The sequence below is a fragment of the Bacillus sp. YH3-2-B2 genome (genome assembly GCF_053663335.1).
This window is the reverse complement of the sequence record NZ_JBSJQE010000003.1, coordinates 434,971-460,988: the sequence shown is the minus strand read 5'-3', so window position 1 is coordinate 460,988 and position 26,018 is coordinate 434,971. Positions and strand designations below refer to the sequence as shown.

Sequence of the window (26,018 nt, the reverse complement as noted above, 5' to 3'; positions counted from 1 at the left end):
TCTCCTTGGCAGTCTGTCTTTTCCTATCAGGCACCCTGGGCCCGATTTTACATCTGTTTTTATCAAACCGGACCGATAACGGCGGAATAGACAGCCGGGAGCATCAAATTGCCGTTCAGCAGATCATGAACGAATGTAAACAGGCTGAGACTGCTAAGCCGGCGGACGGCGGACGGGCGTTAGCATGCCGGAAAACAGGGGGCGAAGAAGTGCGTTTTGAAATTTATCATAAGATGATAAGGAAAAGAGTAAACGGAAAAGGCCACGTGCCGATCCTGCAAAACACGGCATCATTAACGGCTGATGTGAAAAACGGCCTGCTCTTATTAGAGATCTCAAGCGTTACAGGTAAAAAGAATCAGGCGGTCATTCCGGTTTACAGCTCTTTAAAAGGTGATTAAATGCACAAATCTGACGGTTTTATATATCCCGCGATTCTGTTTGTTTCTGCCGCAGTTTTACTTGTCATCAGCTATACTTCATCTGATTTCATCACCCGAAAAACATTTGCGAAAGAGGCCGGGGAGTACTGGATCGGAGAGAATCTGCTCCAAAACGGCGCGCTGCTGTCAAGCCGCCATATGACACAGGGACAAAAGGTCCAAACTGGTACACAGCGTTTTCCGTACGGAACTGTTTCCTTCCACATCACCGGGAGTGATCGCCGGGAAACGGTTCAGGTTACAATTCAGGCCGAAACAGTGTCAGGCACGAGACGCGAGGCTCACCTTTTGTTCGATCAGAAGAAGAAACAGCTGATTCAATGGACGGAAGTATAAAAAAGAGGCGGCGGGACAACACTTCATAGTAAAGACAGCACTATGAGGTGAGAGCCGTGAAAACAAATGATTATGTAAAATATATGACTGAGCAATTCGTTAAATATTTCGATACGCCGAAACAGGAACGGAGAGAGCGAAAAGAAGTGCGGAAAGAAAAGAAAGTGCCGGCTTCTCAGCACTGGTTCGGAATATTGCCGTACAGTTTTAAGCTGTGGATGCAGCGGAAAAAATAAAGTGAATCACACGAAAGGTCCTCCTGTATCAGGAGGGCCTTATTGGTATTCCTCAATGACGGCAATTTTATTTACCTTTTGGCTGTAGGGATTAAAAGAAATCGTAACAAACACACCAAATTCTTTTGCGCCATCCCGCAATGTCAAGTGGTATTGTTTGACTGCTTCATCCGTTCTTTTCCGATCCCACACCTTTTGAATAAATAATGTTTGGGCGAGCGGATATCTTTTTTTAGCTTCTTTTTCTGCTAACTTTTCCCATTTTGATTTATGGTGAACAGCATAATAAGGCACCGTTTCCGCCTGAGCTGTTCCTGAAACCCCGAAAACAAGAAGAGAAAGGCAAATCAGACTTTGTGTGATCATCATTCTTCGTCCTTTCGCTGTATATACTTTCCATTTTGTTCTAGTCACCTCGTTATTTTCTCACGTTTTATTAGAAAAAATTCCAAAAAGGTGTGTAATTTGAAGCAAAACGATGTTTTTGAAAGATACCATTCTTAAAAACGAACAATTTGACCGATTTTGACATTTTTCAAGACGATAATCCTTGATTATACTTTGTTCATGCGGTTCTTTAAAAAGAACGGTTGTCATATTTATTAACAGTTTTACAGGGGGTAAGGCATGTTCCGATGGTTGCGAATGGAAAAAAAGGGCAAGGTGAGATGGCGGATGATGCTATTTTTACGGCTTTCGTTCATTTTTTGCCTGTCCGTGACGATATGTGCTCAGTTAACAGGTGATACAAGTTCCTCCTTCAATGATGTGAAAAGCTTCAGTCTCCCGGTTCAAACGTGCGGAGATTTTCAATATACGGATGACGATTGCCGTTATGACGAACGCTGGGATCAGAGTGATTTACATATAACAAATCAAACTGATACGTCAGGCACCGTGTGTGCGCCGCTTCAACTCTATGCCGAGCTGGAGAATAAGGGAAAAGAGCGGACTGTTTCTGACTGGAAATGGGAGCTCCATAAAATCGCTTCTCAGCAGCAGCCTTTACGAAACGGCAATGTTGTGGATAAAGGGCTTATTACTGATAAAAAAAGCAAAACGATTTATAAAATTGAGTCAAAGCGGTCTTTGCAGCCGGGCATATACGCATTCAAGGTTTACAAGCCTGAAGGGTATCCGGCGGACGAAGAAAAATTTGAGTGGTCAAAACCGATGAAACTCGTCAAATGCCGGGAACAGGCAACCGTTTCTGATCTAAAGAAAACGGAGAAAGAGCCGGCTGAGCCGGTAAAAGAAAGCGGGGAAGAACATGAAAAAAACGCTGAAACTGATCAGTAATATTTTGTATGCCGTCATCTTCAGTCTGATTATTGTGCTGACGTTAACGGTGATTTCGACCCGGGCTTCCGGGGGTGAGCCGGCCATCTTCGGCTATACGCTGAAATCCGTGCTGTCGGGTTCAATGGACCCGGAATTTAAGACGGGTTCGCTCATAGCGGTAAAGAAAATTTCTGACGTGAATGACTTAAAAAAAGGGGATGTGATCACCTTTACGCAAGATGACGGAACAGCCGTCACACACAGAATAATCGGGATCACAAAAAAGGACGGGAACCTGCTGTTTGAGACAAAAGGGGACCATAATGCCGCCCCGGATGCCGCACCCGTTCAAGCTGAAAAAGTGGCGGCCCAGTATACGGGATATCAGCTTCCGTATGCAGGATATGTCATACATTTGGCAAGCCAGCCGATCGGAACGGCGATTCTGTTAATCGTTCCCGGCGTCATGCTTTTGATTTACTCAATAACAGTCATCGTCAGCGCCCTCCGCGATATTGAGCGGAAAACGAAAGCGCTGGAAGAACATGCGAAAAAGGGAACCATCTCCACATGAATACGGTTGCAACCTGGCGACAGGATTTGATAACAAAAAATAAAAAGTAAGGGGAGTACAAACATGGGTATGAAAAAGAAATTAAGCTTGGGCGTTGCCTCTGCCGCACTCGGTTTAGCATTAGTAGGAGGAGGCACATGGGCCGCATTTAATGATGTGAAGTCGACGGACGCTACATTTGCGTCAGGAACACTTGATTTATCGGCTAAAGAACAATCAGCCAATGTCAATTTGTCAAACTTAAAACCAGGTGATAAATTGACGAAAGATTTTGAATTCAGAAACAACGGTTCACTTGCCATTAAAGAAGTGCTGATGGCTTTGAATTTTACTGACTTTAAAGGAGCAAAGAAAGGAAATGAATCTGCGGAGGATTTCCTCAGCCAGTTTGAAATTACGGTTCTGACAGTCGGTAAAGAAGGGGGCAACGGCTATCCTAAAAATATCATTTTAAAGGCGGCCAGCCTGAAAGACTTATACTTAATGTCAACAAAACAGGATAAAGCAGCTGCCGAAGCGATCAGCAAGCACATTGATCCGAAATTCCTGAGTGAGAGCGGAAAAGTCAATGTGGCAACCATTAACGGCAAAACAGCTCCTGAGTACGACGGAGTTCCGAAAACGCCTGCTGATTATGACCAGGTGAGAATGGAAATCCAATTTAAAAATGACACCGCAAAAACTGCGGACGGATTAAGTGTGCAAAACAAGTTCCAAGGCAATGCGATTTCTCTTCAATTCTCTTTTGAAGCAACGCAATGGAACGGCTTGACCATTACGAAAGATCATACGGATAAAGACGGTTACGTCAAGGAAAATGAAAAGGCTCACAGTGAGGATAAAAACTAATCCGAAAGTCGGACAGTTAAAAGAGGAGTTGTGCACATATGGCGGCACTACTCCTCTTTTTGCGCTTTTCTCCATTTTTGATAATCTAAAAATTCACGAAATTGTTTTTTTGATACCCCGGATGTCATCGCATCGCGAACTAATTTCTCCCATTCACTATCTAATTGACCATCGTATTCGGTTTCATGTTTTTCATCAAGTAAAGTATGAACCGAGACGTCCAGAACAGCGGAGACTTTTTCGAGAAATTGAATGGAGGGGTTCGTCTGTAAATTTCGTTCTATTGAGCTTAAATAAGACTTCGCTACCCCAGCTTTTTCAGCTAGTTCTGATAGTGAGTAGCCTTTTTCTTTTCGGTATTGTTTAATACGCTGGCCAATCAATGTCATCACCTTCCTTGTGATATTATAGCACATTCAGAAAGGATTTACGGTATGACTTCTGGCTGCCTGGATATGTTGAGAAGACTTTTTATGCGAAAGCAGGTATTTGCGTATTTCTTCTAGGCTGATATTTGCTTTTTGGGCTTCTAATATCAGCTCAACCCATTCCTTATCTAATTGCGAAAATTCCATTTTTGCATTTTTCATGCATTTTCTCCTCCTAAAATACTTGTTTATGTATTTCAGCCAATCCGCCCATGACCTTATCTTTACATGTCTGGAAGTGATTCATCGCATGCGAAACGCCAGAAATTTTTTCTATATACTTTTATTATAATATAGAATTTCCAGAAAAAACGGGAAAGGTGTCGAATGGATAACGCTTATCCAGAAAAATTACTTTGCAGGAAAAATAAACCGCCGTTTTCAATCTGAATGTGAATTTTCGGCTGATATAAGGCTTTCAGCGCTTGTTTTTCCAAATGGTATTCCTCAGGTTTTTCTTCTGTCTGCTCATAAAACTGATCGAGCAGCCTGAGGTCCTTTTTCCATCTGGCGATCGCGCTGTCAGCCCAGTCTGACGGCTCTTTGGCGGCAGCGTCTTTTAAGTAATGCTCCATCCTTTTAATCCCGCTTTCCGGCTTAATCATCGGCGATATGGTAAAGCAATAGTCTGATATTTGCGAGGTCAGCGGAAGCGGTGCAAGCTTCTGCTGAAACCCTTCTATAATTGTTCCAGAAACAAGATGCAGGCCTAAAGACAAAAGTCTGTCTTTTTTCATGTCGGATTGGTATGAAATCACTACATTTAATCCAAGCCAGGGCTGAAGCGGCACTCTGGCTCCGGCTGATACAATTTTCTCATATATTCTTGTAAATCTCCCATTTTGTTTAACTGCTTGAAAGATTTGAAAGAGGCGCGGGGCTCCAAAGTAAATAAACTCGCCGTCCATATCCTCCGGAGCCGTTTCTTTATCAGTGATGAACGTAATCTTCATCGGGTTCGGTTCGCCGCCCGTTTTTTCACGCCAATGCCAATAAAACGGGCGGTTCATAATTTGTTTGTCCATCTCGACCGTCAACTGAACCGTCATAAAACCCGGCCCGTGTTCTGTAATCGGGCAGTGGTTCGCTTCAAAAAAGCGCAGTAAAAATTGGTGAACCTCCTGCTGTCTCATGTCGCGCTTCCTCCTTTTTAAGAGCCTTTTTTTGTGGCGGGCTTTTCCGTACTGTACGACAGAAAAGAGGTGAGATTGTCCATTTTGATTCTCATTTCCTCCTCTGTCAGCGAATGGCATAAAATATCATGCAAATGGTCTTCAAAATTGCTCACTTTGATTTTTGTTAAAATGTCATCTAATTCTCCGACGACATTTTCAAATAAATGAATTTTGTCATACAGAAGTTTTAAGATATGCTCTTCCACCGTATGTTTTGTCGCCATATTGTAGATATGGACATCTCTTTCCTGACCGAGTCTGTGAATCCTTCCGATTCTTTGTTCAAGCCGCATCGGGTTCCACGGGAGGTCATAATTGATAATATGGTTGCAGAATTGCAGGTTGATCCCTTCGCCTCCTGCTTCTGTAGCGATCAGCACCTGCACTTTGCCGCGGAAGAGATCCTTCATCCAGTCTTTTTTTCCGCGTTTAAATCCGCCTCTGAACGGAACGGAGCTTATGCCGTTCTGCTGAAGGAACCATTGCAGGTAAATCTGTGTCGCCCTGTATTCAGTAAAAATAATGACTTTGTCATTAATCTTTTGGATCAAGTCAACAACTTGAATCGCTTTTGAGTTTTGCGTGACTTGATTGATGCGGTCCATTAAATTAGCGATCGTCTGTTCATCGAATGCGGGCGCTTGTTTGTCTTTTTGGTCAAGCATTTTTTTGAGCGTCATATACACGGCTTCCCGGCTTGAACAGCACTCTCTTTGCAGCGTCATAATGGAAAATGCGCTTGCGGGCTTTTCCGTGCCGTTTTTCAGTGCGGCAATGTCATCGTAAAGCGCCTGTTCCGTCGGTGAAAAGGTGATCGGCACTGTTTCCACGTGGCGCTTCGTCCATGTAAGGCCGGTGTCGCTCCGCGTGTTGCGGATCATCACCTTATTGACGAGTTCTTTCAAATGCTCATGAGCGTCAATCCCGTCCTTCTGATTGAAGGTTTCTTGAAATCCGCTTTCGTTTCCTAAATGGCCGGGCTTTAACAGTGACACTAAATTGAAGATTTCTTCGATCCGGTTTTGAATCGGCGTCGCCGTCAGAAGCAGGCAGTATTTCTTCACAAGACTTCTCGCAAATTCATAATTTTTCGTTTTGCTGTTTTTGAGCTTGTGCGCCTCGTCAATAATGACGAGATCATACGGAATAGAAAGGACAATGTCTTTGTGAGGGGAGCGTTTGGCCGTATCAATAGAAGAAACGACGATATCGCACTGTTCCCACACATAGCTTTTCTTCTGTTCAACAGCGGGTATTAAAAACTTCTCCTGAAGCTCTTTCACCCACTGGGAAACGAGTGATGCCGGCACAAGAATCAGGATTTTCTTGGCCAGCCCGCGAATCATATATTCTTTTAAAATCAGGCCTGCTTCCACCGTTTTTCCGAGCCCCACTTCATCAGCCAAAATCGCCTTGCCGTTCATTTTTTCAACGACTTTCTGCGCGACCTCAAGCTGATGGGGAAGCGGAGTGAAATCGGGCAGGTATAAAGGAGCCCTCAACCCTTCGAATTCAGGAATGGCAAGGGTCTGCTGGACTTCAGCTGACAGTTTGTACATCTCCCAATTTGACCAGGGACCGTCCGTTTTCAGCCGCTCAGAAAACTCTCCCGGCCAGTTTGCATCAAATATGATCTCTGCTGTCATATGTAACAAAACCGCCTTTCTTTTAAAAAACTGATTTATCATAATTTTTGTTGCCGGACGTAAATGAGGGTGGTAGGATATAAGTAATGATTTCACTAAAAGATATTGCTTTAGTATGTCCATAAAATTGGTAAATATGAGCGAATGACAGCAAGGGGAGAGACTCGGACGAAAGATGGGCGTCCGGGCGCCGAAGGAGCAAACTGCGGAGTGAATCTCTCAGGCAAAAGAACTCTTGCTCGACGCAACTCTGGAGAGTGTCTGCACTTAGAAGAAGCAGGCCACCAAAGGGGACGTCTTTATGATATGTTCATAAAGTAAACTTTCAGGTGCCGGGACAGAGAAACCTTCATTTTCATGAGGTGTTTCTCTGTCCTTTTTTATATGTTTTTACAATGCGCCAATGACTGAAGGGGGAAGATGATGCTGAAACGAACACCGCTTTATGACGTGTATAAAGAATACGGCGGAAAAACGATTGATTTTGGAGGATGGGAGCTGCCGGTTCAATTTTCTTCTATTAAAGAGGAGCATGAAGCCGTCCGCACAAAAGCAGGACTGTTTGATGTGTCTCATATGGGGGAAGTTGAAGTATCCGGTAAAGACGCCCTGTCTTTTCTGCAAAAAATGATGACAAATGACGTTGCCGATTTAAAGCCGGGAAACGCGCTTTATACCGCCATGTGCTATCCTGACGGCGGTACGGTCGATGATTTGCTGATCTATCAGAAAAGCGAGAGCTGCTATCTGCTCGTGATAAACGCGTCTAATATTGAAAAAGACATCGCCTGGCTGACGGAACATGCGGAAGGCGACGTCACGCTGACGAATCAGTCTGACGGGATTTCACTGCTTGCCGTTCAGGGGCCGAATGCTCAGTCGGTTCTTGCGAAGCTGACTGAATGTGATTTGTCCTCCTTAAAGCCGTTTGCATTTATTGACGAGGCGGACGTTGCCGGACGCCAAGTCCTGCTTTCAAGAACAGGCTATACCGGTGAAGACGGGTTTGAGTTATATTGCCGAAATGAAGATGCGGTTCATCTATTTAAGGAGATACTTGCAGCGGGAGAGCATGAAGGCCTCGTTCCGTGCGGCCTCGGCGCCCGTGATACGCTGAGATTTGAAGCGAAGCTTGCTTTATACGGTCAGGAATTGACGAAAGATATTACACCGATTGAAGCCGGAATCGGATTTGCCGTGAAACACAAGAAAGATTCCGATTTTTTCGGGAAATCTGTATTGCGCGAACAGAAAGAAAAAGGAGCCCCGCGAAAGCTGGTCGGACTTGAGATGATTGAAAAAGGGATTCCGAGACACGGGTACGCCGTGAAAAAAGACGGTGTTCCGATCGGGGAAGTCACGACAGGCACGCAATCTCCGACTTTAAAGAAAAATATCGGCCTTGCCTTAATCAAAACGGAATTCAGTGAAGTCGGAACGGAAGTAGAAGTGGAAATCCGTAAAAAAACGGTAAAAGCAAAGGTTGTCCGCACACCGTTTTATAAACGTCCAAAACAGAACTGAAAAAGGAGAGTCATATGAAGCATCGATATTTGCCCGCGACAGAACAGGATAAAAAAGAAATGCTGAAAGCCATCGGCGCAGAAACAATTGATGAACTGTTTGCCGATATTCCGGAAGATGTGAGGTTTCAAAAAGACTACCAAATTAAACAAGCAAAATCTGAAACGGAGCTGACGAGAGAGCTGACAAAGCTTGCGGCGAAAAATAAAGACGCTGTTACATATGCATCTTTTCTGGGCGCAGGAGTGTACGATCACTATCAGCCGGTTATCGTCGATCATGTGATTTCCCGATCAGAGTTTTACACGGCTTATACGCCTTACCAGCCTGAAATCTCACAAGGGGAGCTGCAGGCGATTTTTGAATTTCAAACGATGATCTGTGAATTAACGGGAATGGATATCGCAAACTCCTCTATGTACGACGGGGGAACGGCGCTTGCGGAAGCGGCGATGCTTGCATCGGGACATACGAAAAAGAAAAAAATCGTCATTTCCGCAGCCGTTCATCCGGAATCACGGGATGTTTTGAAAACATACGCAAAGGGCCAATATATTGAGGTTGTAGAGGTGCCCGCGAAAAACGGCGTCACAGATCTTGAAGCATTGGAACATGCCGTTTGTGATGAGACGGCCGCCGTGATCGTTCAGTATCCGAACTTCTTCGGACAAATCGAGCCGTTAAAGGACATTGAGCCGCTCGCACATAAAGGAAACAGCCAGCTGATTGTTTCTTCAAACCCGCTCGCGCTCGGTATTTTGACACCGCCCGGGGCATACGGAGCTGATATTGTCGTCGGAGACGCGCAGCCTTTCGGCATACCTGCGGCGTTCGGCGGCCCGCACTGCGGCTATTTTGCAGTAACGAAAAAACTGATGAGAAAGGTGCCGGGCCGGCTTGTCGGCCAAACGGAGGATGAAAACGGGCGAAGAGGTTTTGTTCTCACCCTTCAGGCGCGCGAGCAGCATATCAGAAGAGACAAAGCCACGTCTAACATTTGTTCAAATCAGGCGCTGAATGCTTTAGCGGCTTCAGTCGCGATGACGGCGCTCGGAAAAAACGGCGTCAAAGACATGGCCCGCCAAAATATATTGAAAGCTGATTACGCGAGACGCCACGCGGAAAAAGCCGGCTTGCACGTAGCATTTGACGGCCCGATATTTAATGAATTTGCCGTCAGGCTGAATCTTCCCGTCAAGGAAGCAAACCGGCGGCTCCTGCAAGACGGCATCATCGGCGGATATGACTTAGGTCTTGCGTATCCGGAACTGGATCAGCATATGCTGATTGCCGTCACAGAGCTGAGAACGAAAGAAGAGATCGATTCGCTTATTGCGGGATTGGGGGATCAACATGAATAATCAAGATCAGGCGCTTATTTTTGAAATGTCCCGCGAAGGGCGTGTCGGTTACAGCCTTCCGGAGCTTGATGTGCCGGAAACAGAGCTTGAAAGCCTTCTTCCCGGTGACTATATCCGCGATGAAGACGCAAAGCTGCCGGAAGTATCAGAGCTTGATATTATGCGGCATTATACCGCTCTTTCTAAGAGAAACCACGGAGTTGATTCAGGCTTTTATCCGCTCGGCTCCTGTACGATGAAATACAATCCGAAATTAAATGAAAAGATTGCCCGGTTCGCAGGTTTTTCCGCTATTCATCCGCTTCAGGACGAGGACACGGTTCAGGGGGCGCTTGAGCTTTTATACGATTTAAGCGGACACTTGGAGGAGATTACGGGCATGGACGAGGTGACGCTGCAGCCTGCGGCGGGCGCTCACGGCGAATGGACCGGCCTGATGATGATCCGCGCCTACCACGAAGCGCGGGGAGACTTCGGACGGACGAAGGTGATTGTCCCTGATTCAGCCCACGGTACGAATCCGGCATCCGCCACGGTCGCCGGTTTTGAAACGATTACCGTTAAGTCAAATGAGCACGGGCTGGTTGACATTGAAGATTTGAAAAGAGCGGTAAACGAAGAAACAGCGGCGCTGATGCTGACGAATCCGAACACCCTCGGGTTATTTGAAGAAAACATTACGGAAATGGCTGAAATCGTCCATCAGGCCGGCGGAAAGCTTTATTATGACGGAGCGAATTTAAATGCCGTTTTAAGTAAAGCAAGACCGGGAGATATGGGATTTGACGTCGTTCACCTTAATCTGCATAAAACATTTACCGGGCCGCACGGCGGGGGAGGACCGGGCTCAGGGCCGGTCGGAGTGAAAAAAGAATTCATTCCGTATCTGCCGAAACCCGTTCTCACGAAAAAAGAGGGCCGTTTGACTTTTGATTATGACCGGCCGCAGTCGATCGGGCGCGTAAAACCTTATTACGGCAACTTCGGCATTAATGTCAGAGCCTACACGTATATCCGTTCCATGGGGCCTGACGGCTTAAAAGCTGTGACCGAAAACGCGGTTTTAAATGCAAATTATATGATGAGAAGACTCGCGCCTTATTATGATCTCCCGTTTGACCGTCATTGCAAGCATGAATTTGTGTTATCGGGAAGAAGGCAGAAAAAGCTCGGCGTAAGAACGCTTGATATTGCCAAACGGCTTTTGGATTTCGGCTATCATCCGCCGACTGTGTATTTTCCTCTCAATGTTGAAGAAAGCATCATGATCGAACCGACGGAAACGGAATCGAAGGAAACGCTTGATGCGTTTATAGATGCCATGATTCAAATTGCGCGGGAAGCGGAGGAATCGCCTGAAATCGTTCAGGAGGCGCCGCATACAACAGTTGTCAAAAGAATGGATGAAACCAAGGCGGCAAGAAAGCCGGTTTTAAAATACGAACGTACACCTGACGTCAGCCGCTGACACGGTATAAAAAAAGAGCTTCCGTATAAAACGGACAGCTCTTTTTTCATGATTAGTTTTTTGCTTTAATTTTTCCGCCCCATTTTTTAAATCCGCCTTTCAGGTTGTAAATATCTTTGCAGCCGTGTTTGCGGAGCGTCTGTGCCGCGCGTCCGCTGCGGACATTGTTTTGGCAGTACAGATAAACGGGTTTATCAGGACGGATTTCACTTTTGCGCTGTTTCAGCTGTGACAGCGGAATGTTGCGCGCGCCGAGAATATGGCCGCCTTCAAATTCATTCGGTTCACGGACGTCAATCAGCTGCGCTTTTCTGTAGCCCGCGCGGAATTCCTCTTCCGTAAGTGTTTTCATTAAACGCTGCTGGTAAAAATACGAAACGATCATATAAACGATAAACGCCGCAACAATAATTAAAGCAATCATATTAGACAATGCAATTCTACTCCTTTAGCTTATAAAATCAAAACCCTGCTTCCTGAAAACAAGGCTTACCGGACGTTTTGGGACAAATACTATTATAGTAAAGCATGAAGCGATTGTCATCCTTAATGAAACGAAATATTTTTCATTTTCAAGGCAGTTTGTTAAACTGATTTTATTAAAACGATAAAGAAGGGTTCAGTGTATGGAAAAAGAAACATGGCGGTTTATTGACTCAGGGAATGAAAGCCCGGCATTTAACATGGCGCTGGATGAAGCGCTTTTATATTGGCACAGCCAAAAAAAAATTCCTCCGGTGATCCGTTTTTACGGCTGGAATCCGGCAACTTTGTCTGTCGGGTATTTTCAAAATATTAAGAAGGAAATTAACTTTGACGCAGTACATAAACACGGCCTCGGGTTTGTCAGAAGACCGACAGGTGGACGGGGTGTTCTGCATGATAAAGAATTGACATACAGCGTAATCGTTTCAGAGGATCACCCGGAAATGCCGGCCACGGTGACAGAGGCGTACCGGGTGATTTCAGAAGGTATTCTGCAGGGATTCAGAAACCTTGGACTTGATGCCTGCTTTGCGATTCCGCGAACGGAGAAAGAAAAAGAAAGCTTGAAAAATCCGCGCTCGTCCGTCTGCTTTGATGCCCCTTCGTGGTATGAGCTGGTCGTCGAAGGACGGAAAGTTGCCGGAAGCGCACAGACACGCCAAAAAGGCGTCATTCTTCAGCACGGTTCCATCCTGCTTGACATTGATGAGGATAAGCTGTTTGATCTGTTTTTATATCCGAGCGACAGAGTCCGTGAGCGCATGCAGCGGAATTTCAAAAACAAAGCGGTAGCCATCAACGCCTTAGCGCCGAAACGGGTAACGATGGATGAGGCCAGAATCGCTTTTAAAGCCGGTTTTGAGGAAGGGCTGAACATTCATCTTGAGCCTTACACACTCACGTCTGAAGAGCTTGCATTTGTCAATGAGCTGGCTGAGACGAAATACGCGTCTGATGAATGGAATTATAAGCGCTGATAAGGCTTGACAGACCGGAAGCATCCTTGTTTTTTCATGACCGTTAGTGTAAACTTGTAATGGTTTATAAAGTTAAGGTGCTTTTTGGGAGGGTTACTTATGACAACACCAAGTATGGAAGATTATATTGAACAGATTTATATGCTGATAGAAGAAAAAGGATATGCACGGGTTTCTGATATCGCGGAAGCTTTGGCAGTCCACCCCTCCTCTGTAACGAAAATGGTTCAAAAACTAGATAAAGACGAGTATTTGATTTATGAAAAATATCGCGGGCTCGTATTGACGTCAAAAGGCAAAAAGATCGGCAAACGGCTCGTATACAGACACGAATTGCTTGAGCAGTTTTTAAGAATCATTGGTGTTGATGAAGAGAAGATTTACAATGATGTTGAAGGAATCGAACATCATCTGAGCTGGAACAGCATTGACCGCATCGGCGACCTCGTTCAGTATTTTGAAGATGACGAAAGCCGGAAAAAAGAATTGAAATCCGTACAGAAAAAAACCGAAAATCCCGGTGAATAAAGGGCAGCCCGAAATGGGGCGCCCTTTTTTTAATGTCTTCATTCTTTGGTCTATTTCGCCCAGCCGTTTCTTAAAATAATAATACACCTTGAGATGGAAGGGAGAGGGCGCGCTATGCAGATTGACGGCGTATTTTCGGGCGGGGGGATAAAAGGGGTGGCGCTTGCCGGCGCTTATGAAGCGCTGGAAGAAAAGGGCTTTCGCTTTGAAAGGCTCGCCGGAACAAGCGCCGGCGCGATTATTGCCGCATTTATCGCTGCGGGCTATACGAGCAGAGAGGTTCATTCCATCATAGATGAGGTGGACGGAAGGCAATTGCTTGATCAGAGATACTCATTTCTCCCGCTGAAAATCCTGCAGTGGGTGTCGATATATTGGCGCCTCGGACTATACAGAGGCGATATGCTGGAAAAGTGGATTGCGGATAAATTAAAAGCGAAGGGCATCATCGCGTTCGGTGATTTGAAAAAAGGCTCGCTCCGTCTCATCGCTTCAGATCTGACGAACGGAACGATGATCGTGCTTCCTGACGATCTTCCCCGCTACGGATTAAATCCGGAGATGTTCCCGGTTGCCAGAGCCGTCAGAATGAGCTGCAGCATTCCTTATTTTTTTGAACCGATAAAACTGAAGACCGAAAAAGGCACCTCAACGGTCGTTGACGGCGGCGTGTTAAGCAATTTCCCGATTTGGCTGTATTCAAAAGAACGCAAACGGCCGGTCATCGGAATTTCGCTTTCGCCCAACGAAAAAGAGCGCCCGAAAAAATCAATCCGCAACGCTTTTGAGCTGTTCGGGGCTTTGTTTGAAACGATGAAAGACGCTCATGATGCCAGGCATATCGCGACAAAGTACGAACAGAATATTATTTTTATTCCGGTGGAACATGTGATGGCGACGGAGTTTCATCTCACACCGCAAAAAAAACTAGCTCTCATTGAGCTAGGAAAAAGCAGAACAGAGCAATTTTTGAAGCAATGGAGCTATTAAAAAAGCGCTCTGTTTTTCTTTTTATTCTTTTTGCCTTCTATGACGGTAAGCTGGGTCTGGCTTTTTTTCTTAAGAATCATCGGCTTCGGTCTGCTGCTGCTCGGCACGCTCCGCAAATGGCTGACCCGGCCTCTGTGTCCGGCGCGGTGCTTCGCTTTTTGCTCCTTCATTCGGAGCCGCGATTGTCTGGCCGCTTTTTTGAAAGCGGTTCCGTCACGGCCGGTGCGTCGGTTCAGGACCGTCCTCACGATAAAATAAATAATAATGCCTGCGATAATAACGGTGATTGCTCTTGAAATCATCTGCCCGGGGTTGGTTACCGCCGCATAAATGAAACCGAATGCGCCAAGCGCTATCAATACAGCAAAAAAAGGTTGTACACGATGATTCATAACTGCCCACCTCCAAAATAATAACGGTAACGGTTCAGATTACGTTGTGAGACGGCTTTTCGCTCTGTTCTGAAATGTCTTCCAGTCTGAGAAGCTCGTTAAAGCTTTCTATGGCAACCTCGACCTGGTCATCCGCCGGTTCCTTTGTCGTTAAAAGCTGCAGCCACAGGCCGGGATAACCGAGCACTTTCAAAACGGGGATATTCCGTACTCTGTTCGTCAGCTGGAGCACTTCAAAGGAGATGCCGAGAACGACCGGTATAAGCGCAATCCTGTCTAAAATCCGCACCCAAAGCGGATCTGTCGGAACGAGTAAATAGACGAACATGCCGACAATGATCGTAAATAAAATAAAGCTTGAACCGCAACGGTAATGAAGCCGTGACTGTTTCTGAACATTTTCTATTGTAATTGGCAAATTCTGTTCATAACAGTTTATGACCTTATGTTCGGCTCCATGATATTGAAACACTCTTTTAATTAACGGCGTCATTGATAAAAAATAAATGTAGCCGAGAAGCAGAATCAGCTTAAACAGACTTTCGATTCCGATCTGCGCGGCGTCTGAGGAAAATACGGGCCTTACAAGCTCCGCTAAGAAGACCGGGACGAGCGTAAAAACGAATTTGCTGAACAAAAACGACAGAACGCCGATCACCGCCAGGCTGAAAAACATCGATAAGCCGGAACCCTTCTTATCTTCCTGCTCCAGCTTGGCGTCATCCTGAGGATCAAGCCCGTAACGTTCGCTGGAAAAGTTTAAATGCTTTGTGCCGTTGGCGCTCGCCTCAATGATGGCGACGATTCCCCGCAAAAAAGGAATCTTTTTTAAAGCCGAAAGCTTGGCGTTCGGCACTCTCGGAAGCTTGAAAAAATCAATGCTTCCGTCATTCCTGCGGATGGCGGTAACATAATTTTTTCTGCCGCCGAACATTACCCCTTCAACGACAGCCTGCCCGCCGTATGCAGGGGGCGTTTTTTGTTTGGACATTGTTTATCAACCTGCCTGTTTTCTTAGGATTTACTAACCATTTCCTTTCACTCTATTGTACAGGAAACCGCGGTAAACCTCTAGTTAGACAGCCGGAAAATCAATGCTTTTTCTACATGCAGTATACCCCGTTTCTTTAGATTTTACTCATTGAATGAAAATATGGCGCAGCTTTTTATGACTTTTCAATTTTTGGGCAGTCTATGACTGGAGGTGCCATGATGACAAGCGAAAAACATTCAGAACAGGAAGAAAAAAAGAAGCAGGATGATGATCAGCAGCCTGTTTCATTTACCGGCAGAATTTGCGGTATCGGATTTGCCGGCGGTGTATTTTGGAGTTTGATCGGCTATCTCGGGTATGTCTTTCATTTTTCAGAGATCAGCCCCAACATGATTCTTCAGCCGTTTATGATCGGAGAATGGAAAAAACAATGGCTGGGCACGATGGTCAGCATCGTTGTCATCGGATTCATTTCAATTGCCGGGGCGTTTATTTATTTCGTCTGCCTGAAGCGTTTTAAAACCATGTGGCCGGGGATGGTGTACGGCGTCATTTTATGGTGTGCGGTTTTTTTCTTATTCAATCCGATTTTCGAAGATGTGAAATCCGTCACTGAATTGAAATCAGATACAATCGTGACGACGCTTTGCCTTTACATTCTGTACGGTTTGTTTGTCGGCTACTCAATTTCCTTCAACTACAATGAACTTACGTCAGACAAGCTTGCAAGGGCGCTCGGCAACAAGTGAATAAGTGTATAATCCCTGTCCGGTATGGTAAAATGTTCACGAGAAGTGAACATTTTTTATGCTGAAAACCGGGCGGGGATGCTCCCGCGTTGTCAGGCGGCAGTCAAGAATCGGCGAGGAGGAGAAAGGGAATGAAACTTGAGAAATTGCGAAATCTTTTCGGTCAGCTGGATATAGACGGAATGTTGGTGACAAGCTCCGCCAATCTGCAGTACATGACGGGATTTACGGGTTCGTCAGGCCTTGCGGTCATATCGAAAGAACGTGCGGCATTTATCACGGATTTCCGTTACACCGAGCAGGCGAAGACGCAAGTGAAGGGTTTTGACATTATCGAGCACGGCGGAAGCTTAATCCAAACGGCTGCGGATACGATTCTTGAGTACGGCATTAAAAAACTCGGCTTCGAGCAAAACAGCATGACGTACGGAACATATGCATCCTACCAAGCGGTGCTGCAGGAAGCGGAGATGGTTCCCGTCGCGGATTCCGTTGAAAAGTTGCGCTTGATTAAGTCAAGTGAAGAGATTAAGATATTAGAGGAAGCTGCGAAGATTGCGGATGATGCGTTTGAACATATTCTGACGTTTATCAAACCGGGCATCTCAGAGATTTCAGTTGCAAACGAGCTTGAATTTTATATGAGACGTCAAGGAGCAGACGGCTCTTCCTTTGATATGATCGTCGCCTCGGGAGTCAGATCCAGCCTTCCCCACGGAGTGGCAAGCGGCAAATTGATTGAAAAGGGAGACTTGGTCACGCTCGATTTCGGCGCTTATTATAAAGGCTATTGTTCTGATATCACACGCACCGTCGCGGTCGGAGAGCCAAGTGATAAACTGAAAGAGATTTATCAGGTCGTATACGATGCCCAAGCGCTTGGTGTCCTGCATATTAAACCCGGCATGACGGGAAAAGAAGCGGATGCCCTGACGAGGGATCATATCACCGCAAAAGGCTACGGACAGTATTTCGGCCATTCGACAGGACACGGGTTCGGAATGGAAGTCCATGAATCACCGGGGCTGTCTTTCAGGTCATCGGCCGTCCTTGAGCCGGGCATGGCGGTAACGGTTGAGCCGGGCATATACATACCGGAAGTCGGGGGCGCAAGAATCGAAGATGATATCATCATCACTGAGGACGGCAACCGGACAATTACGCATTCCCCTAAAGAATTAATTATTTTGTGATCGGAATATAGGAGGACATCAAACATGATTTCAGTTAACGATTTTCGTACAGGACTAACGATTGAAGTAGACGGCGGCATTTGGCGCGTCGTTGACTTTCAGCACGTAAAACCGGGAAAAGGAGCGGCATTTGTCCGTTCTAAATTGCGTAACCTGCGCACGGGCGCTATTCAGGAGAAAACATTCCGTGCAGGAGAAAAAGTCGCGAAAGCTCAAATCGAAACAAAAACGATGCAGTATCTTTATGCCAACGGCGATCAGCACGTGTTCATGGATACAAGCTCATATGAACAGCTTGAATTGAACGAAAACCAAATCGAAGAAGAATTGAAATACCTTCTGGAAAATATGTCTGTGCATATCATGATGTATCAGTCTGAAACGCTCGGTATTGAACTGCCGAACACAGTTGAACTGAAAGTTGTTGAAACAGAGCCGGGAATTAAAGGCGACACGGCGTCAGGCGGCACGAAACCTGCCAAAACGGAAACAGGCCTTGTCGTAAACGTACCGTTCTTCGTGAACGAAGGCGATACGCTGGTTGTAAATACATCAGACGGTTCTTACGTGTCAAGAGCGTAGTTAAAGAAATTCGGAGTCTGCTCCTTTTACGGGGCAGGCTTTTTTTTGCGTTCTGCCTCAGAATCTTTCTTCTATATGAAAATAGTGAGACTACTTCCGTCAGCTAGAGCATATAGTGTAACAAAATGCTTGAAGTTGGGGGATTGCAATGAAATTTTTGTTCGGTTCAATCAATTCTACTGTTTTAACGATGGCCGGTTTACGAGTTTTGTCCTCGCTCATTGAATTATCTGCCGCTATTATCATGCTTTTGACAAACGACATCAGAAAAGCGGTTGTGGTGAATAGTATTTTGGCAATCGTCGGCCCTCTGATCTTTATCATCACAATGACGATCGGCATTTATCAGATTGCCGGACAGCTCTCATATGCAAAATTAATATTGATTTTTGCGGGGGTGGTGCTGATTTTGGCCGGTGTGCATAAATAGAGGGCCGGGGTGTCATAAAGTCTGTCCCGGATCATACATTTTAAAGAAGCCAATCGGTAAAAAGGAGGAGACTCTATTGAATGAAATTACAGAGGTTCTCCCTGAATTATTGAGAGATGCCATCTCCGCCGTGCCCGAAGAAGCAAGGCGGGATACAGAAGAAATCAGAATCCGGGTCGACAGGCCGGTTGAACTGATCCAAAAAGGACAACCTTTGTATTTGTCATATGTGTGTACGGCCGGCGACGCACAGCTGATCCTCAGCCGGCTCAGCAATTACAGTATGTACACGCTGGAAGAAGAGCTGAAAAAAGGATACATCACAATCAGAGGAGGCCACCGTGTGGGGCTGGCCGGAAGAGTCATCGTCGAAAACGGAGCCGTCAAAGGACTCCGGGATATTACATCTTTTAATATCCGAATCGCCCGGGAGAAGCTGGGGATCGCAGAACCGCTCATTCCTTTCTTATGGAAAGAAAACTGGCTGAACACGCTGATCATCGGTCCTCCGCAAACGGGGAAAACGACCTTGCTTCGTGATTTGGCCCGGCTTTCCAGCACCGGATCAACACGCATCCCGGCAAAAAAGACAGGTATCGTAGATGAACGGTCGGAAATTGCCGGCTGCCTGCGGGGCATTCCCCAGCACAGTTTCGGCCGCAGAGTCGATGTCCTTGATGCCTGTCCGAAGGCGGAAGGGCTGATGATGATGATCCGCTCTATGAGCCCTGATGTCATAATTGTGGATGAAATTGGGAGAATGGAAGACTCACAAGCGCTGATGGAGGCGCTCCATGCGGGCGTATCCGTTATCGTCTCTGCGCACGGATGGAATATGAAAGACTTGGTCAAGAGGCCGTCGCTGAAAATGCTGTGGGAGGAAAACGTGTTTGACCGGTATGTGGAGCTGTCAAGACGCCGCGGTCCGGGAACGATCAGCAGGATTTACGGAAAGGACGGGAAACCTGTTCCGCATGCTGAAAGCGTGATGTCATGCTGAAGCTTTTAGGTGCCGTGTTCATTCTGACAGCGACGACATGGACGGGATTTGAGATCGCCAAAATGTATATTGAAAGGCCGAGGCAGATCCGTCAGCTGCGCGCGGCGCTCCAATCGCTAGAAGCGGAAATCATGTTCGGGCATACGCCGCTGCATACCGCCTCGGGACAAATTGCCGCACAGCTTTCCGAACCTGTATCGTTATTGTTTCAAGCTTTCAGCAGAAGGCTTGAGCAGGGAAGCGATTCCGCCAAAACGGCTTGGGAACAGAGCTTGAAACATAACTGGTCTTCCATGGCGATGAAAAAAAGCGAATATGATGTGCTGAAGCAATTCGGAGAGACGCTCGGGCTCCATGACCGTGTTTCTCAGCAGAAACATATCAAGCTTGCGCTTACACATTTGGAAGCGGCGGAAGCGGATGCCGGACGGGCGCAGGCGAAAAATGAAAAAATGGTGAAAAGCTTAGGATTTTTAGCCGGACTGTTACTCATTCTTCTATTGATGTAAACATGAGGGGAGCAAACATAAAATGGGAGTCGACGTAAATGTCATTTTTCAAATCGCCGGAGTCGGTATCGTGGTTGCGTTTCTGCACACCATACTTGACCAAATGGGAAAAAAAGAATACGCCCAATGGGTGACGCTGCTTGGCTTTATCTATATTTTATTTATGGTGGCGACGATTGTCGATGACCTGTTCAAAAAGATCAAAGCTGTGTTTCTATTCCAAGGATAGGGGGGCTTACAGATTGAGATTGTTCAAATTGTAGGTTTAGGCCTGATCGCCACATTTCTCTCCCTGATCGTAAAAGAACAGAAACCGACTTTCGCGTTTATGATTGTCGTCTTCAGCGGCTGCGTGATCTTTCTCTATCTCATCGATCAGATTTACGACATTATCAGAATGATAGAAAAAATAGCCGTCAATGCAAATGTCAATATGGTCTATGTGGAAACCATTTTAAAAATTATCGGCATCGCCTACATCGCTGAATTCGGTGCGCAGCTGACAAAGGATGCGGGCCAGGGAGCGATTGCTTCGAAAATAGAGCTGGCCGGAAAAATTTTGATACTGGTAATGGCCGTGCCGATACTCACCGTCATTATTGAAACGATTCTCGGACTTATTCCTTCTTGATCATCAATAAAATGGAAAGGGGGGCACAAAAAATGAAGCGCTTTCGGTGGGCGGGGGCTTTTTTGTTCATCCTCTTATTTTTTCAGACTGAATGTGTACAAGCTGCCGGAACAGACGGTGCGTCGCAGGAAACCGCAATTCATCAAGAATCCGCTGATGAAGTGGCGAAAAAGCAGGCCGAAGCGCTGAAAACAGAAGGCATCGGAAAGTTTTGGGACGACATCATGACAGAATACGGCGGTCTTCTGCCTGAAAGCCAAAAGGGAAGCATCATCGACTTTATTAACGGAGAAAAAACGTTCTCGCCGGAGGCATGGCTGAAGGCTTTATTTTCATACTTGTTTCATGAAGTGCTCGCAAACGGAAAGCTCCTGGGAACTTTGATTCTTCTCACCATTTTTTGTGTCATTCTGCAGCTTTTGCAAAATGCGTTCCAGCAGAGCACCGTCAGCAAAGTGGCTTATGCAATTGTCTACATGGTGCTGATTATTCTCGCTTTAAACAGCTTTCATGTTGCCGTCAATTATGCCAGTGAAGCGATCCAGACGATGACAAGTTTCATTCTCGCGCTCATCCCGCTTTTACTCGCGCTTTTGGCGTCTTCCGGGGGAGCCGTCTCCGCAGCTTTTTTTCACCCCGTTATTTTATTTCTGATGAATACGAGCGGCCTTCTCATTCAAAACATTGTCATGCCGCTTATCTTCCTGTCAGCGATTTTAAGCATCGTCAGCACGATGACGGATCAATATAAAGTCACGCAGCTTGCCAATCTGCTCAGAAATATTGCGATCGGCGCGCTTGCCGTATTCCTCACCGTGTTTCTCGGCGTCATCTCCGTACAGGGGGCTTCGGCTGCCGTGACGGACGGGATTACGCTCAGGACTGCAAAATTTATCACAGGCAATTTTATTCCCGTGCTCGGCCGGATGTTTACGGATGCGACGGATACGGTCATCAGCGCCTCGCTCCTATTAAAAAACACCGTGGGAATCCTAGGAGTCGGAATTTTGATCTGCATCTCCGCGTTTCCGGCGATTAAAGTGCTCTCGCTCGCTTTTATTTATAAGCTCGCGGCCGCTATTCTGCAGCCGCTCGGAGGCGGTCCCGTCATTACGTGCCTCGGCGTCATCAGCAGAAGCGTGCTGTATATTTTCGCGGCGCTCGCCATCGTCTCTCTCATGTTTTTCCTCAGTATTACAGTCATTATTACAGCAGGCAACCTCACCATGATGATGAAATAAAGGAGGCCCATTGGATATGAGCTTTTTAACAGAATGGCTGACAAGCATTATTTTATTTATCTTATTCGCCATCGTCATCGACATGCTGCTGCCCAGCTCCAGTATGCAAAAATACGCCAAGATGGTTGTCAGCCTGCTGTTAATCATTGTCATGCTCAACCCGATCTTCAAACTTTTCAAAACAGACCCGGAAATCATCTTCGATTATTTGACAAAACAAGAGCAATCTCAATCCGCTGATATAAAAAATCAAATCAAATCAGAAAAAAAAGAAATACAAGCATCAAACCGCGCATATGTTTTAGAAGAAATGGCTGTCCAACTAAAAAAGAAAGCGGAGGAGATGTTCAGTCATGACGAATACAAAATAGACGACATCCGCCTTACAGCGGAAGAACAGGTTCGTTCAGAAGAAGATGTAAAAACGATCAGCGTGTATATGGCCCCATCTTCTGAAAAAACCGTGCAAACCGTCGCACCGATCGACATCCGCACAGACCGCAAATACGAACCGGAAGGCGCAGCCGAAAAAAAAGAGGCCGCAGACATCAAAGAAAAACTTGCGGATATATGGGAAATCGGCAGTGAGAAAATTACGGTTTATATGGAAGGCGGGGAGAAAAACGGCCATGAATAAAAACGGACTATGGACCATACTCAAAAAACAGCTGATGATCGGACAGGCGAAAGACGGAGAAAAACCAAAACTGACAAAATATCATTATTTTCTGTTCGTGTTTGTGCTCGGGGTATCTTTTATGCTGGTGAGCCAGCTGTTCTCTTCACCGGAGAAAACCGGGAAGGACCAAGCGGCGCAGACCGTCATGTCCGGCCGAACGGAAGACAAAAGCGGGCAAAAAAGCGCACCCGTTTTTAAGGCATCGAAAGACAGCAGCGCCAAAAACACGATCGATGATTATGAAAGAGACTATGAAAACCAGCTGAAAGAAATCCTTGAAACGATTATCGGCGTGGAGGATGTATCAATTGTCGTGAACGTAGACGCAACATCTTTAAAAGTGTTTGAGAAAAATAAAACGAAAAAAGACACCACCACCGAAGAAACCGATAAAGAAGGCGGCAAAAGAAGCGTAACCGATCAAACCTCAGAGGAGCAAATTGTCATGATTCGAAACGGGGATCAGGAAACCCCGGTCGTCGTCCAGACGAAAAAGCCCGATATCCGCGGTGTACTCGTTGTCGCTCAGGGAGTGGACAACGTTCAAATAAAAAAAACCATCATTGATGCCGTCACAAGGGTGCTTGATGTTCCGAGCTACCGTGTAGCGGTTGCCCCTAAAAAAATCAAGGAGGATTCATAAATCATGCTGAAAAAACAAACGGTTTGGCTTTTAACAATGCTCAGTCTCGTCGTGGTATTAAGTGTTTATTATATTATGTCGCCGGAAAGCAAAAATGCCGTGCAGATGAAAAGCGAAAAAAGCAGCGGAGAAGTGGCAACTGAAAAAACGCCGGCTCCTGAAACGAAAGATAAGAACGGAAGCGGCACGGATAAAGAAGACGGAACAAAAGGAACGAAAGATTCTAAAGGCACAAAAGAGGATAAAGAAACATCAGCTGAAGCATCGGACAAAGACGGATCGGTCGCTACAGAAACAGCTGATGAAAACTTATTTACCGCATACCGCATGGAGCTTGAAGACGCGAGAAGCAAAGAAAGGGAACAGTTAAACAGCATTGTTTCAAGCGATGATGCGACCGCAAAGGAAAAAAGCGAAGCCTACGATAAAATGACGGCGCTGAGCAATGCTGAAGGGACGGAAAAACAGCTGGAAACGCTGATTAAAACACAAGGCTACAAAGATGCGCTCGTGGATGCTGAAGGAGACAAAATCAACATTACGGTCATGTCTGACAAACATTCAAACGCAAAAGCTTCCGCTATCATTGACCTTGTAAAAAAAGAAATCAAGACGATGAAAGACGTCGCCATTACGTTTGAACCGACAAAATAAGAGATCTCCACCGCCCGCACCTGCTGCGGGCTTTTCTGATGTCATTTTAGATCAGTGTTGAATTTACACAAGCGCTCCTGTAAGATAAACATAGTATGTACTTTTAGTAGCAACCCATAAATTTCTATTTTTTATACATAGGAGTGGAAACTGATGTTAAAAATCAACGAAATTCATGAACTGATAAAAAGAATCGATGAATCTTCCATCGACGAATTCGTTTACGAAATCGAAGGCGTAAGCCTCAAACTGAAAAAAAATGAAGCGCCGGCAGTGAATGTAACGGGACAAGCCCAAGCCGTTCCCGCCGCTTACGCACCTGCTCCGCAGGCTGCAAAACCGGAAGCGCGTGAAGCCGCTCCTGTTCAGGAAGCGCCGAAACAAGACGAAAACCTGCACAAAATTACGTCTCCGATGGTCGGAACGTTTTATGCTTCTTCATCGCCGGAAGCCGGCCCTTACGTAAACCAAGGTTCAAAAGTGAGCGAAAATACAGTTGTTTGTATCGTAGAAGCAATGAAACTCTTTAACGAGATTGAAGCCGAAGTAAAAGGAGAAATCGTTGAAGTGTTAGTTGAAAACGGCCAGCTGGTCGAATACGGACAACCTCTATTTCTTGTAAAAGCTGAGTAAGGAGACCTGCTATTATGATTAAAAAGCTATTGATCGCCAACCGAGGAGAAATCGCCGTCAGAATCATCCGGGCCTGCAAAGAGCTGGGCATTGAAACTGTAGCCGTTTATTCTGAGGCAGATAAAGATGCCCTGCATGTCCAAATGGCCGATGAGGCTTTTTGTATCGGGCCGAAAACATCAAAAGACAGCTATTTAAATGTAACGAACATCGTCAGCGTCGCAAAGCTGACCGGCACGGATGCGATTCATCCGGGATACGGGTTTTTAGCTGAAAACGCCGACTTTGCCGAGCTGTGCGAGGAATTAAACGTAACGTTTGTCGGCCCTACGGCTGACGCCATTTCAAAAATGGGAACAAAAGATATCGCGCGCGACACGATGCAGCTGGCGGGCGTGCCGATTGTGCCCGGTTCAAAAGGAATCATAAAAAATACGGAAGAAGCGGTTTCGCTTGCAGGTGAAATTGGGTATCCTGTCATTATAAAAGCCACTGCGGGCGGAGGCGGAAAAGGCATCCGGGTCGCACGCACAGAAGAAGAACTGATCAAAGGCATTGAGATTACCCAGCAGGAAGCCGCTACGGCATTCGGAAATCCGGGTGTGTACATCGAGAAGTACATAGAAGATTTCCGCCATGTTGAAATTCAGGTGCTTGCGGATAATTACGGAAACACGATCCATCTCGGAGAGCGTGACTGTTCTATCCAAAGACGCCTGCAAAAACTTCTTGAAGAGTCACCGTCACCTGCGCTTGATTCTGAAATCAGGGAGCAGATGGGCGAAGCTGCGGTAAAAGCAGCGAAGGCCGTCGGTTACACGGGAGCCGGCACAGTAGAATTCATTTATGACTACAGAGAACAGCGCTACTACTTCATGGAAATGAACACGCGTATTCAAGTAGAGCACCCTGTCACAGAAATGGTGACGGGAACGGATCTGATCAAAGAACAGATCAAAGTGGCATCCGGACAGGAGCTTTCGCTCAGACAGGAAGACGTTGAATTTAACGGCTGGGCGATTGAATGCCGCATCAACGCTGAAAATCCTGCGAAAAACTTCATGCCTTCACCCGGTAAAATTAACATGTACCTGCCGCCGGGCGGACTCGGCGTACGCGTGGATTCAGCCGCATATCCCGGCTATTCGATCCCGCCGTACTATGACAGTATGATTGCTAAAGTCATCACATACGGAACAACGCGTGATGAGGCAGTTGCACGGATGAAACGCGCGCTGAGCGAATTCGTGATTGAAGGTATTGAAACGACGATTCCGTTCCATCTGAAACTGCTTGAACACGAAACATTTGTCAGCGGAGAGTTTAATACAAAGTTTTTAGAAACATATGATGTAATGGGCTCATAATTTTTGCGGGAGGTGAATT

The 26,018-nt window shown here is 46.1% G+C and carries 34 protein-coding genes and 1 riboswitch; of the genes, 26 read left to right on the top strand and 8 right to left on the bottom strand.

All coding sequences use genetic code 11. From position 1 onward, the window contains the following. Nucleotides 1-5 precede the first annotated feature (5 nt). Genes comGF through ACWJJX_RS12365 form a run of 3 tightly spaced genes read left to right on the top strand, consistent with a single transcriptional unit; the run spans nucleotide 6 to nucleotide 1,015 of the window. Nucleotides 6-401: a competence type IV pilus minor pilin ComGF gene (gene comGF, locus ACWJJX_RS12375; RefSeq protein WP_182069420.1), complete on the top strand. Its 396-nt coding sequence runs from the start codon at nucleotides 6-8 to the stop codon at nucleotides 399-401. Next, on the top strand, nucleotides 402-779 hold the full coding sequence (gene comGG, locus ACWJJX_RS12370; RefSeq protein ID WP_182069279.1) for a competence type IV pilus minor pilin ComGG: 378 nt from the start codon (nucleotides 402-404) through the stop codon (nucleotides 777-779). Nucleotides 780-835: 56 nt separating this feature from the next. Then, on the top strand, nucleotides 836-1,015 hold the full coding sequence (locus ACWJJX_RS12365) for a YqzE family protein (protein ID WP_003153093.1): 180 nt from the start codon (nucleotides 836-838) through the stop codon (nucleotides 1,013-1,015). Between the two features lie 39 nt (nucleotides 1,016-1,054). Here the strand turns inward: ACWJJX_RS12365 and ACWJJX_RS12360 are convergent, their stop codons facing one another. Next, the gene (locus tag ACWJJX_RS12360; RefSeq protein WP_003153097.1) at nucleotides 1,055-1,384 is read right to left on the bottom strand and encodes a DUF3889 domain-containing protein; all 330 of its coding nucleotides are present in this window, start codon (nucleotides 1,382-1,384) and stop codon (nucleotides 1,055-1,057) included. A gap of 258 nt (nucleotides 1,385-1,642) precedes the next feature. On the opposite strand from ACWJJX_RS12360, the gene tapA reads away from it, so the two are divergent. The 3 genes from tapA to tasA all read left to right on the top strand — a co-directional run bounded on the left by tapA (nucleotide 1,643) and on the right by tasA (nucleotide 3,719). Then, a complete protein-coding gene (tapA, locus tag ACWJJX_RS12355) occupies nucleotides 1,643-2,314 on the top strand; it encodes an amyloid fiber anchoring/assembly protein TapA (RefSeq protein WP_182069277.1) in 672 nt (223 codons plus the stop codon). Beyond that, the gene (gene sipW / locus ACWJJX_RS12350; protein WP_012117977.1) at nucleotides 2,286-2,870 is read left to right on the top strand and encodes a signal peptidase I SipW; all 585 of its coding nucleotides are present in this window, start codon (nucleotides 2,286-2,288) and stop codon (nucleotides 2,868-2,870) included. The genes tapA and sipW overlap by 29 nt, the downstream gene beginning before the upstream one ends. 63 nt (nucleotides 2,871-2,933) lie before the next feature. Beyond that, nucleotides 2,934-3,719 carry a biofilm matrix protein TasA gene (gene tasA, locus ACWJJX_RS12345; protein ID WP_007408329.1) on the top strand — a complete coding sequence of 262 codons (786 nt, stop codon included), beginning with the start codon at nucleotides 2,934-2,936 and terminating at the stop codon, nucleotides 3,717-3,719. Between the two features lie 47 nt (nucleotides 3,720-3,766). Here tasA and sinR read toward each other — a convergent pair whose 3' ends face one another. From sinR to ACWJJX_RS12325, 4 genes are all read right to left on the bottom strand, one after another. Next, a complete protein-coding gene (sinR, locus tag ACWJJX_RS12340; protein ID WP_003153104.1) occupies nucleotides 3,767-4,102 on the bottom strand; it encodes a transcriptional regulator SinR in 336 nt (111 codons plus the stop codon). Between the two features lie 33 nt (nucleotides 4,103-4,135). After that, nucleotides 4,136-4,309, bottom strand: a complete 174-nt coding sequence (gene sinI / locus ACWJJX_RS12335; RefSeq protein ID WP_003153105.1) for an anti-repressor SinI — start codon at nucleotides 4,307-4,309, stop codon at nucleotides 4,136-4,138. A 176-nt stretch (nucleotides 4,310-4,485) separates the two neighbouring features. Then, the gene (locus ACWJJX_RS12330; protein ID WP_014305407.1) at nucleotides 4,486-5,280 is read right to left on the bottom strand and encodes a YqhG family protein; all 795 of its coding nucleotides are present in this window, start codon (nucleotides 5,278-5,280) and stop codon (nucleotides 4,486-4,488) included. Between the two features lie 17 nt (nucleotides 5,281-5,297). Then, entirely contained in the window at nucleotides 5,298-6,968 is a 1,671-nt protein-coding gene (locus tag ACWJJX_RS12325) for a DEAD/DEAH box helicase (protein WP_060562612.1), read from the bottom strand. 144 nt (nucleotides 6,969-7,112) lie between these two features. Next, nucleotides 7,113-7,213: riboswitch (glycine riboswitch) on the top strand. Nucleotides 7,214-7,391: 178 nt separating this feature from the next. Between ACWJJX_RS12325 and gcvT the strand changes: the two genes are divergently transcribed. Genes gcvT through gcvPB form a run of 3 tightly spaced genes read left to right on the top strand, consistent with a single transcriptional unit; the run spans nucleotide 7,392 to nucleotide 11,321 of the window. Next, nucleotides 7,392-8,492, top strand: coding sequence for a glycine cleavage system aminomethyltransferase GcvT (gcvT, locus tag ACWJJX_RS12320; RefSeq protein WP_326375330.1), 1,101 nt, complete (start codon nucleotides 7,392-7,394; stop codon nucleotides 8,490-8,492). A gap of 14 nt (nucleotides 8,493-8,506) precedes the next feature. Next, nucleotides 8,507-9,853: an aminomethyl-transferring glycine dehydrogenase subunit GcvPA gene (gcvPA, locus tag ACWJJX_RS12315; RefSeq protein WP_454023006.1), complete on the top strand. Its 1,347-nt coding sequence runs from the start codon at nucleotides 8,507-8,509 to the stop codon at nucleotides 9,851-9,853. Continuing rightward, nucleotides 9,846-11,321 (top strand): aminomethyl-transferring glycine dehydrogenase subunit GcvPB, encoded by a 1,476-nt coding sequence (gene gcvPB, locus ACWJJX_RS12310; protein WP_014305403.1) that lies wholly within the window; start codon nucleotides 9,846-9,848, stop codon nucleotides 11,319-11,321. The genes gcvPA and gcvPB overlap by 8 nt, the downstream gene beginning before the upstream one ends. A 52-nt stretch (nucleotides 11,322-11,373) precedes the next feature. On the opposite strand, the gene ACWJJX_RS12305 is transcribed toward gcvPB, so the two are convergent. Next, entirely contained in the window at nucleotides 11,374-11,754 is a 381-nt protein-coding gene (locus tag ACWJJX_RS12305) for a rhodanese-like domain-containing protein (RefSeq protein ID WP_007408335.1), read from the bottom strand. A 193-nt stretch (nucleotides 11,755-11,947) separates the two neighbouring features. Here ACWJJX_RS12305 and ACWJJX_RS12300 point away from each other — a divergent pair, with 193 nt between their 5' ends. From ACWJJX_RS12300 to ACWJJX_RS12290, 3 genes are all read left to right on the top strand, one after another. Then, on the top strand, nucleotides 11,948-12,784 hold the full coding sequence (locus ACWJJX_RS12300) for a lipoate--protein ligase family protein (protein WP_003153114.1): 837 nt from the start codon (nucleotides 11,948-11,950) through the stop codon (nucleotides 12,782-12,784). 99 nt (nucleotides 12,785-12,883) lie between these two features. Beyond that, entirely contained in the window at nucleotides 12,884-13,312 is a 429-nt protein-coding gene (gene mntR, locus ACWJJX_RS12295) for a transcriptional regulator MntR (RefSeq protein WP_007408338.1), read from the top strand. A 114-nt stretch (nucleotides 13,313-13,426) separates the two neighbouring features. Continuing rightward, nucleotides 13,427-14,302 (top strand): patatin-like phospholipase family protein, encoded by an 876-nt coding sequence (locus tag ACWJJX_RS12290; protein ID WP_003153118.1) that lies wholly within the window; start codon nucleotides 13,427-13,429, stop codon nucleotides 14,300-14,302. Here ACWJJX_RS12290 and ACWJJX_RS12285 read toward each other — a convergent pair. Continuing rightward, nucleotides 14,299-14,694 carry an SA1362 family protein gene (locus ACWJJX_RS12285; protein ID WP_003153119.1) on the bottom strand — a complete coding sequence of 132 codons (396 nt, stop codon included), beginning with the start codon at nucleotides 14,692-14,694 and terminating at the stop codon, nucleotides 14,299-14,301. The genes ACWJJX_RS12290 and ACWJJX_RS12285 overlap by 4 nt on opposite strands. A 34-nt stretch (nucleotides 14,695-14,728) precedes the next feature. Continuing rightward, nucleotides 14,729-15,685, bottom strand: a complete 957-nt coding sequence (locus ACWJJX_RS12280; protein WP_003153120.1) for a DUF1385 domain-containing protein — start codon at nucleotides 15,683-15,685, stop codon at nucleotides 14,729-14,731. 221 nt (nucleotides 15,686-15,906) lie between these two features. On the opposite strand from ACWJJX_RS12280, the gene ACWJJX_RS12275 reads away from it, so the two are divergent. From ACWJJX_RS12275 to accC, 14 genes are all read left to right on the top strand, one after another. Further along, nucleotides 15,907-16,437: a YqhR family membrane protein gene (locus ACWJJX_RS12275; protein ID WP_003153121.1), complete on the top strand. Its 531-nt coding sequence runs from the start codon at nucleotides 15,907-15,909 to the stop codon at nucleotides 16,435-16,437. Nucleotides 16,438-16,568: 131 nt separating this feature from the next. Then, nucleotides 16,569-17,630: a M24 family metallopeptidase gene (locus ACWJJX_RS12270; protein ID WP_003153122.1), complete on the top strand. Its 1,062-nt coding sequence runs from the start codon at nucleotides 16,569-16,571 to the stop codon at nucleotides 17,628-17,630. Nucleotides 17,631-17,654: 24 nt separating this feature from the next. Further along, the gene (gene efp, locus ACWJJX_RS12265) at nucleotides 17,655-18,212 is read left to right on the top strand and encodes an elongation factor P (protein WP_003153123.1); all 558 of its coding nucleotides are present in this window, start codon (nucleotides 17,655-17,657) and stop codon (nucleotides 18,210-18,212) included. A gap of 148 nt (nucleotides 18,213-18,360) precedes the next feature. Further along, the gene (locus ACWJJX_RS12260; RefSeq protein WP_003153124.1) at nucleotides 18,361-18,642 is read left to right on the top strand and encodes a YqhV family protein; all 282 of its coding nucleotides are present in this window, start codon (nucleotides 18,361-18,363) and stop codon (nucleotides 18,640-18,642) included. 76 nt (nucleotides 18,643-18,718) lie between these two features. Then, entirely contained in the window at nucleotides 18,719-19,642 is a 924-nt protein-coding gene (gene spoIIIAA, locus ACWJJX_RS12255; RefSeq protein ID WP_454023005.1) for a stage III sporulation protein AA, read from the top strand. Next, nucleotides 19,636-20,151, top strand: coding sequence for a stage III sporulation protein SpoIIIAB (gene spoIIIAB / locus ACWJJX_RS12250; protein WP_104842677.1), 516 nt, complete (start codon nucleotides 19,636-19,638; stop codon nucleotides 20,149-20,151). Before spoIIIAA ends, spoIIIAB begins: the two co-directional genes overlap by 7 nt. Nucleotides 20,152-20,173: 22 nt before the next feature. Beyond that, entirely contained in the window at nucleotides 20,174-20,380 is a 207-nt protein-coding gene (gene spoIIIAC, locus ACWJJX_RS12245) for a stage III sporulation protein AC (RefSeq protein ID WP_003153142.1), read from the top strand. 12 nt (nucleotides 20,381-20,392) lie between these two features. Beyond that, a complete protein-coding gene (gene spoIIIAD, locus ACWJJX_RS12240; protein WP_071392571.1) occupies nucleotides 20,393-20,782 on the top strand; it encodes a stage III sporulation protein AD in 390 nt (129 codons plus the stop codon). Between the two features lie 32 nt (nucleotides 20,783-20,814). Beyond that, nucleotides 20,815-22,023 (top strand): stage III sporulation protein AE, encoded by a 1,209-nt coding sequence (spoIIIAE, locus tag ACWJJX_RS12235; protein ID WP_326359444.1) that lies wholly within the window; start codon nucleotides 20,815-20,817, stop codon nucleotides 22,021-22,023. A gap of 16 nt (nucleotides 22,024-22,039) precedes the next feature. Next, nucleotides 22,040-22,660, top strand: a complete 621-nt coding sequence (gene spoIIIAF / locus ACWJJX_RS12230) for a stage III sporulation protein AF (protein WP_015388014.1) — start codon at nucleotides 22,040-22,042, stop codon at nucleotides 22,658-22,660. After that, nucleotides 22,653-23,345, top strand: a complete 693-nt coding sequence (gene spoIIIAG, locus ACWJJX_RS12225; RefSeq protein WP_003153148.1) for a stage III sporulation protein AG — start codon at nucleotides 22,653-22,655, stop codon at nucleotides 23,343-23,345. The genes spoIIIAF and spoIIIAG overlap by 8 nt, the downstream gene beginning before the upstream one ends. Nucleotides 23,346-23,348: 3 nt before the next feature. After that, nucleotides 23,349-23,999 carry a SpoIIIAH-like family protein gene (locus ACWJJX_RS12220; protein WP_069013078.1) on the top strand — a complete coding sequence of 217 codons (651 nt, stop codon included), beginning with the start codon at nucleotides 23,349-23,351 and terminating at the stop codon, nucleotides 23,997-23,999. Nucleotides 24,000-24,152: 153 nt separating this feature from the next. Then, nucleotides 24,153-24,632: an acetyl-CoA carboxylase biotin carboxyl carrier protein gene (gene accB / locus ACWJJX_RS12215; protein WP_070082099.1), complete on the top strand. Its 480-nt coding sequence runs from the start codon at nucleotides 24,153-24,155 to the stop codon at nucleotides 24,630-24,632. Between the two features lie 14 nt (nucleotides 24,633-24,646). Continuing rightward, on the top strand, nucleotides 24,647-25,999 hold the full coding sequence (accC, locus tag ACWJJX_RS12210; protein WP_071391627.1) for an acetyl-CoA carboxylase biotin carboxylase subunit: 1,353 nt from the start codon (nucleotides 24,647-24,649) through the stop codon (nucleotides 25,997-25,999). The last annotated feature ends 19 nt before the right edge of the window (nucleotides 26,000-26,018 follow it).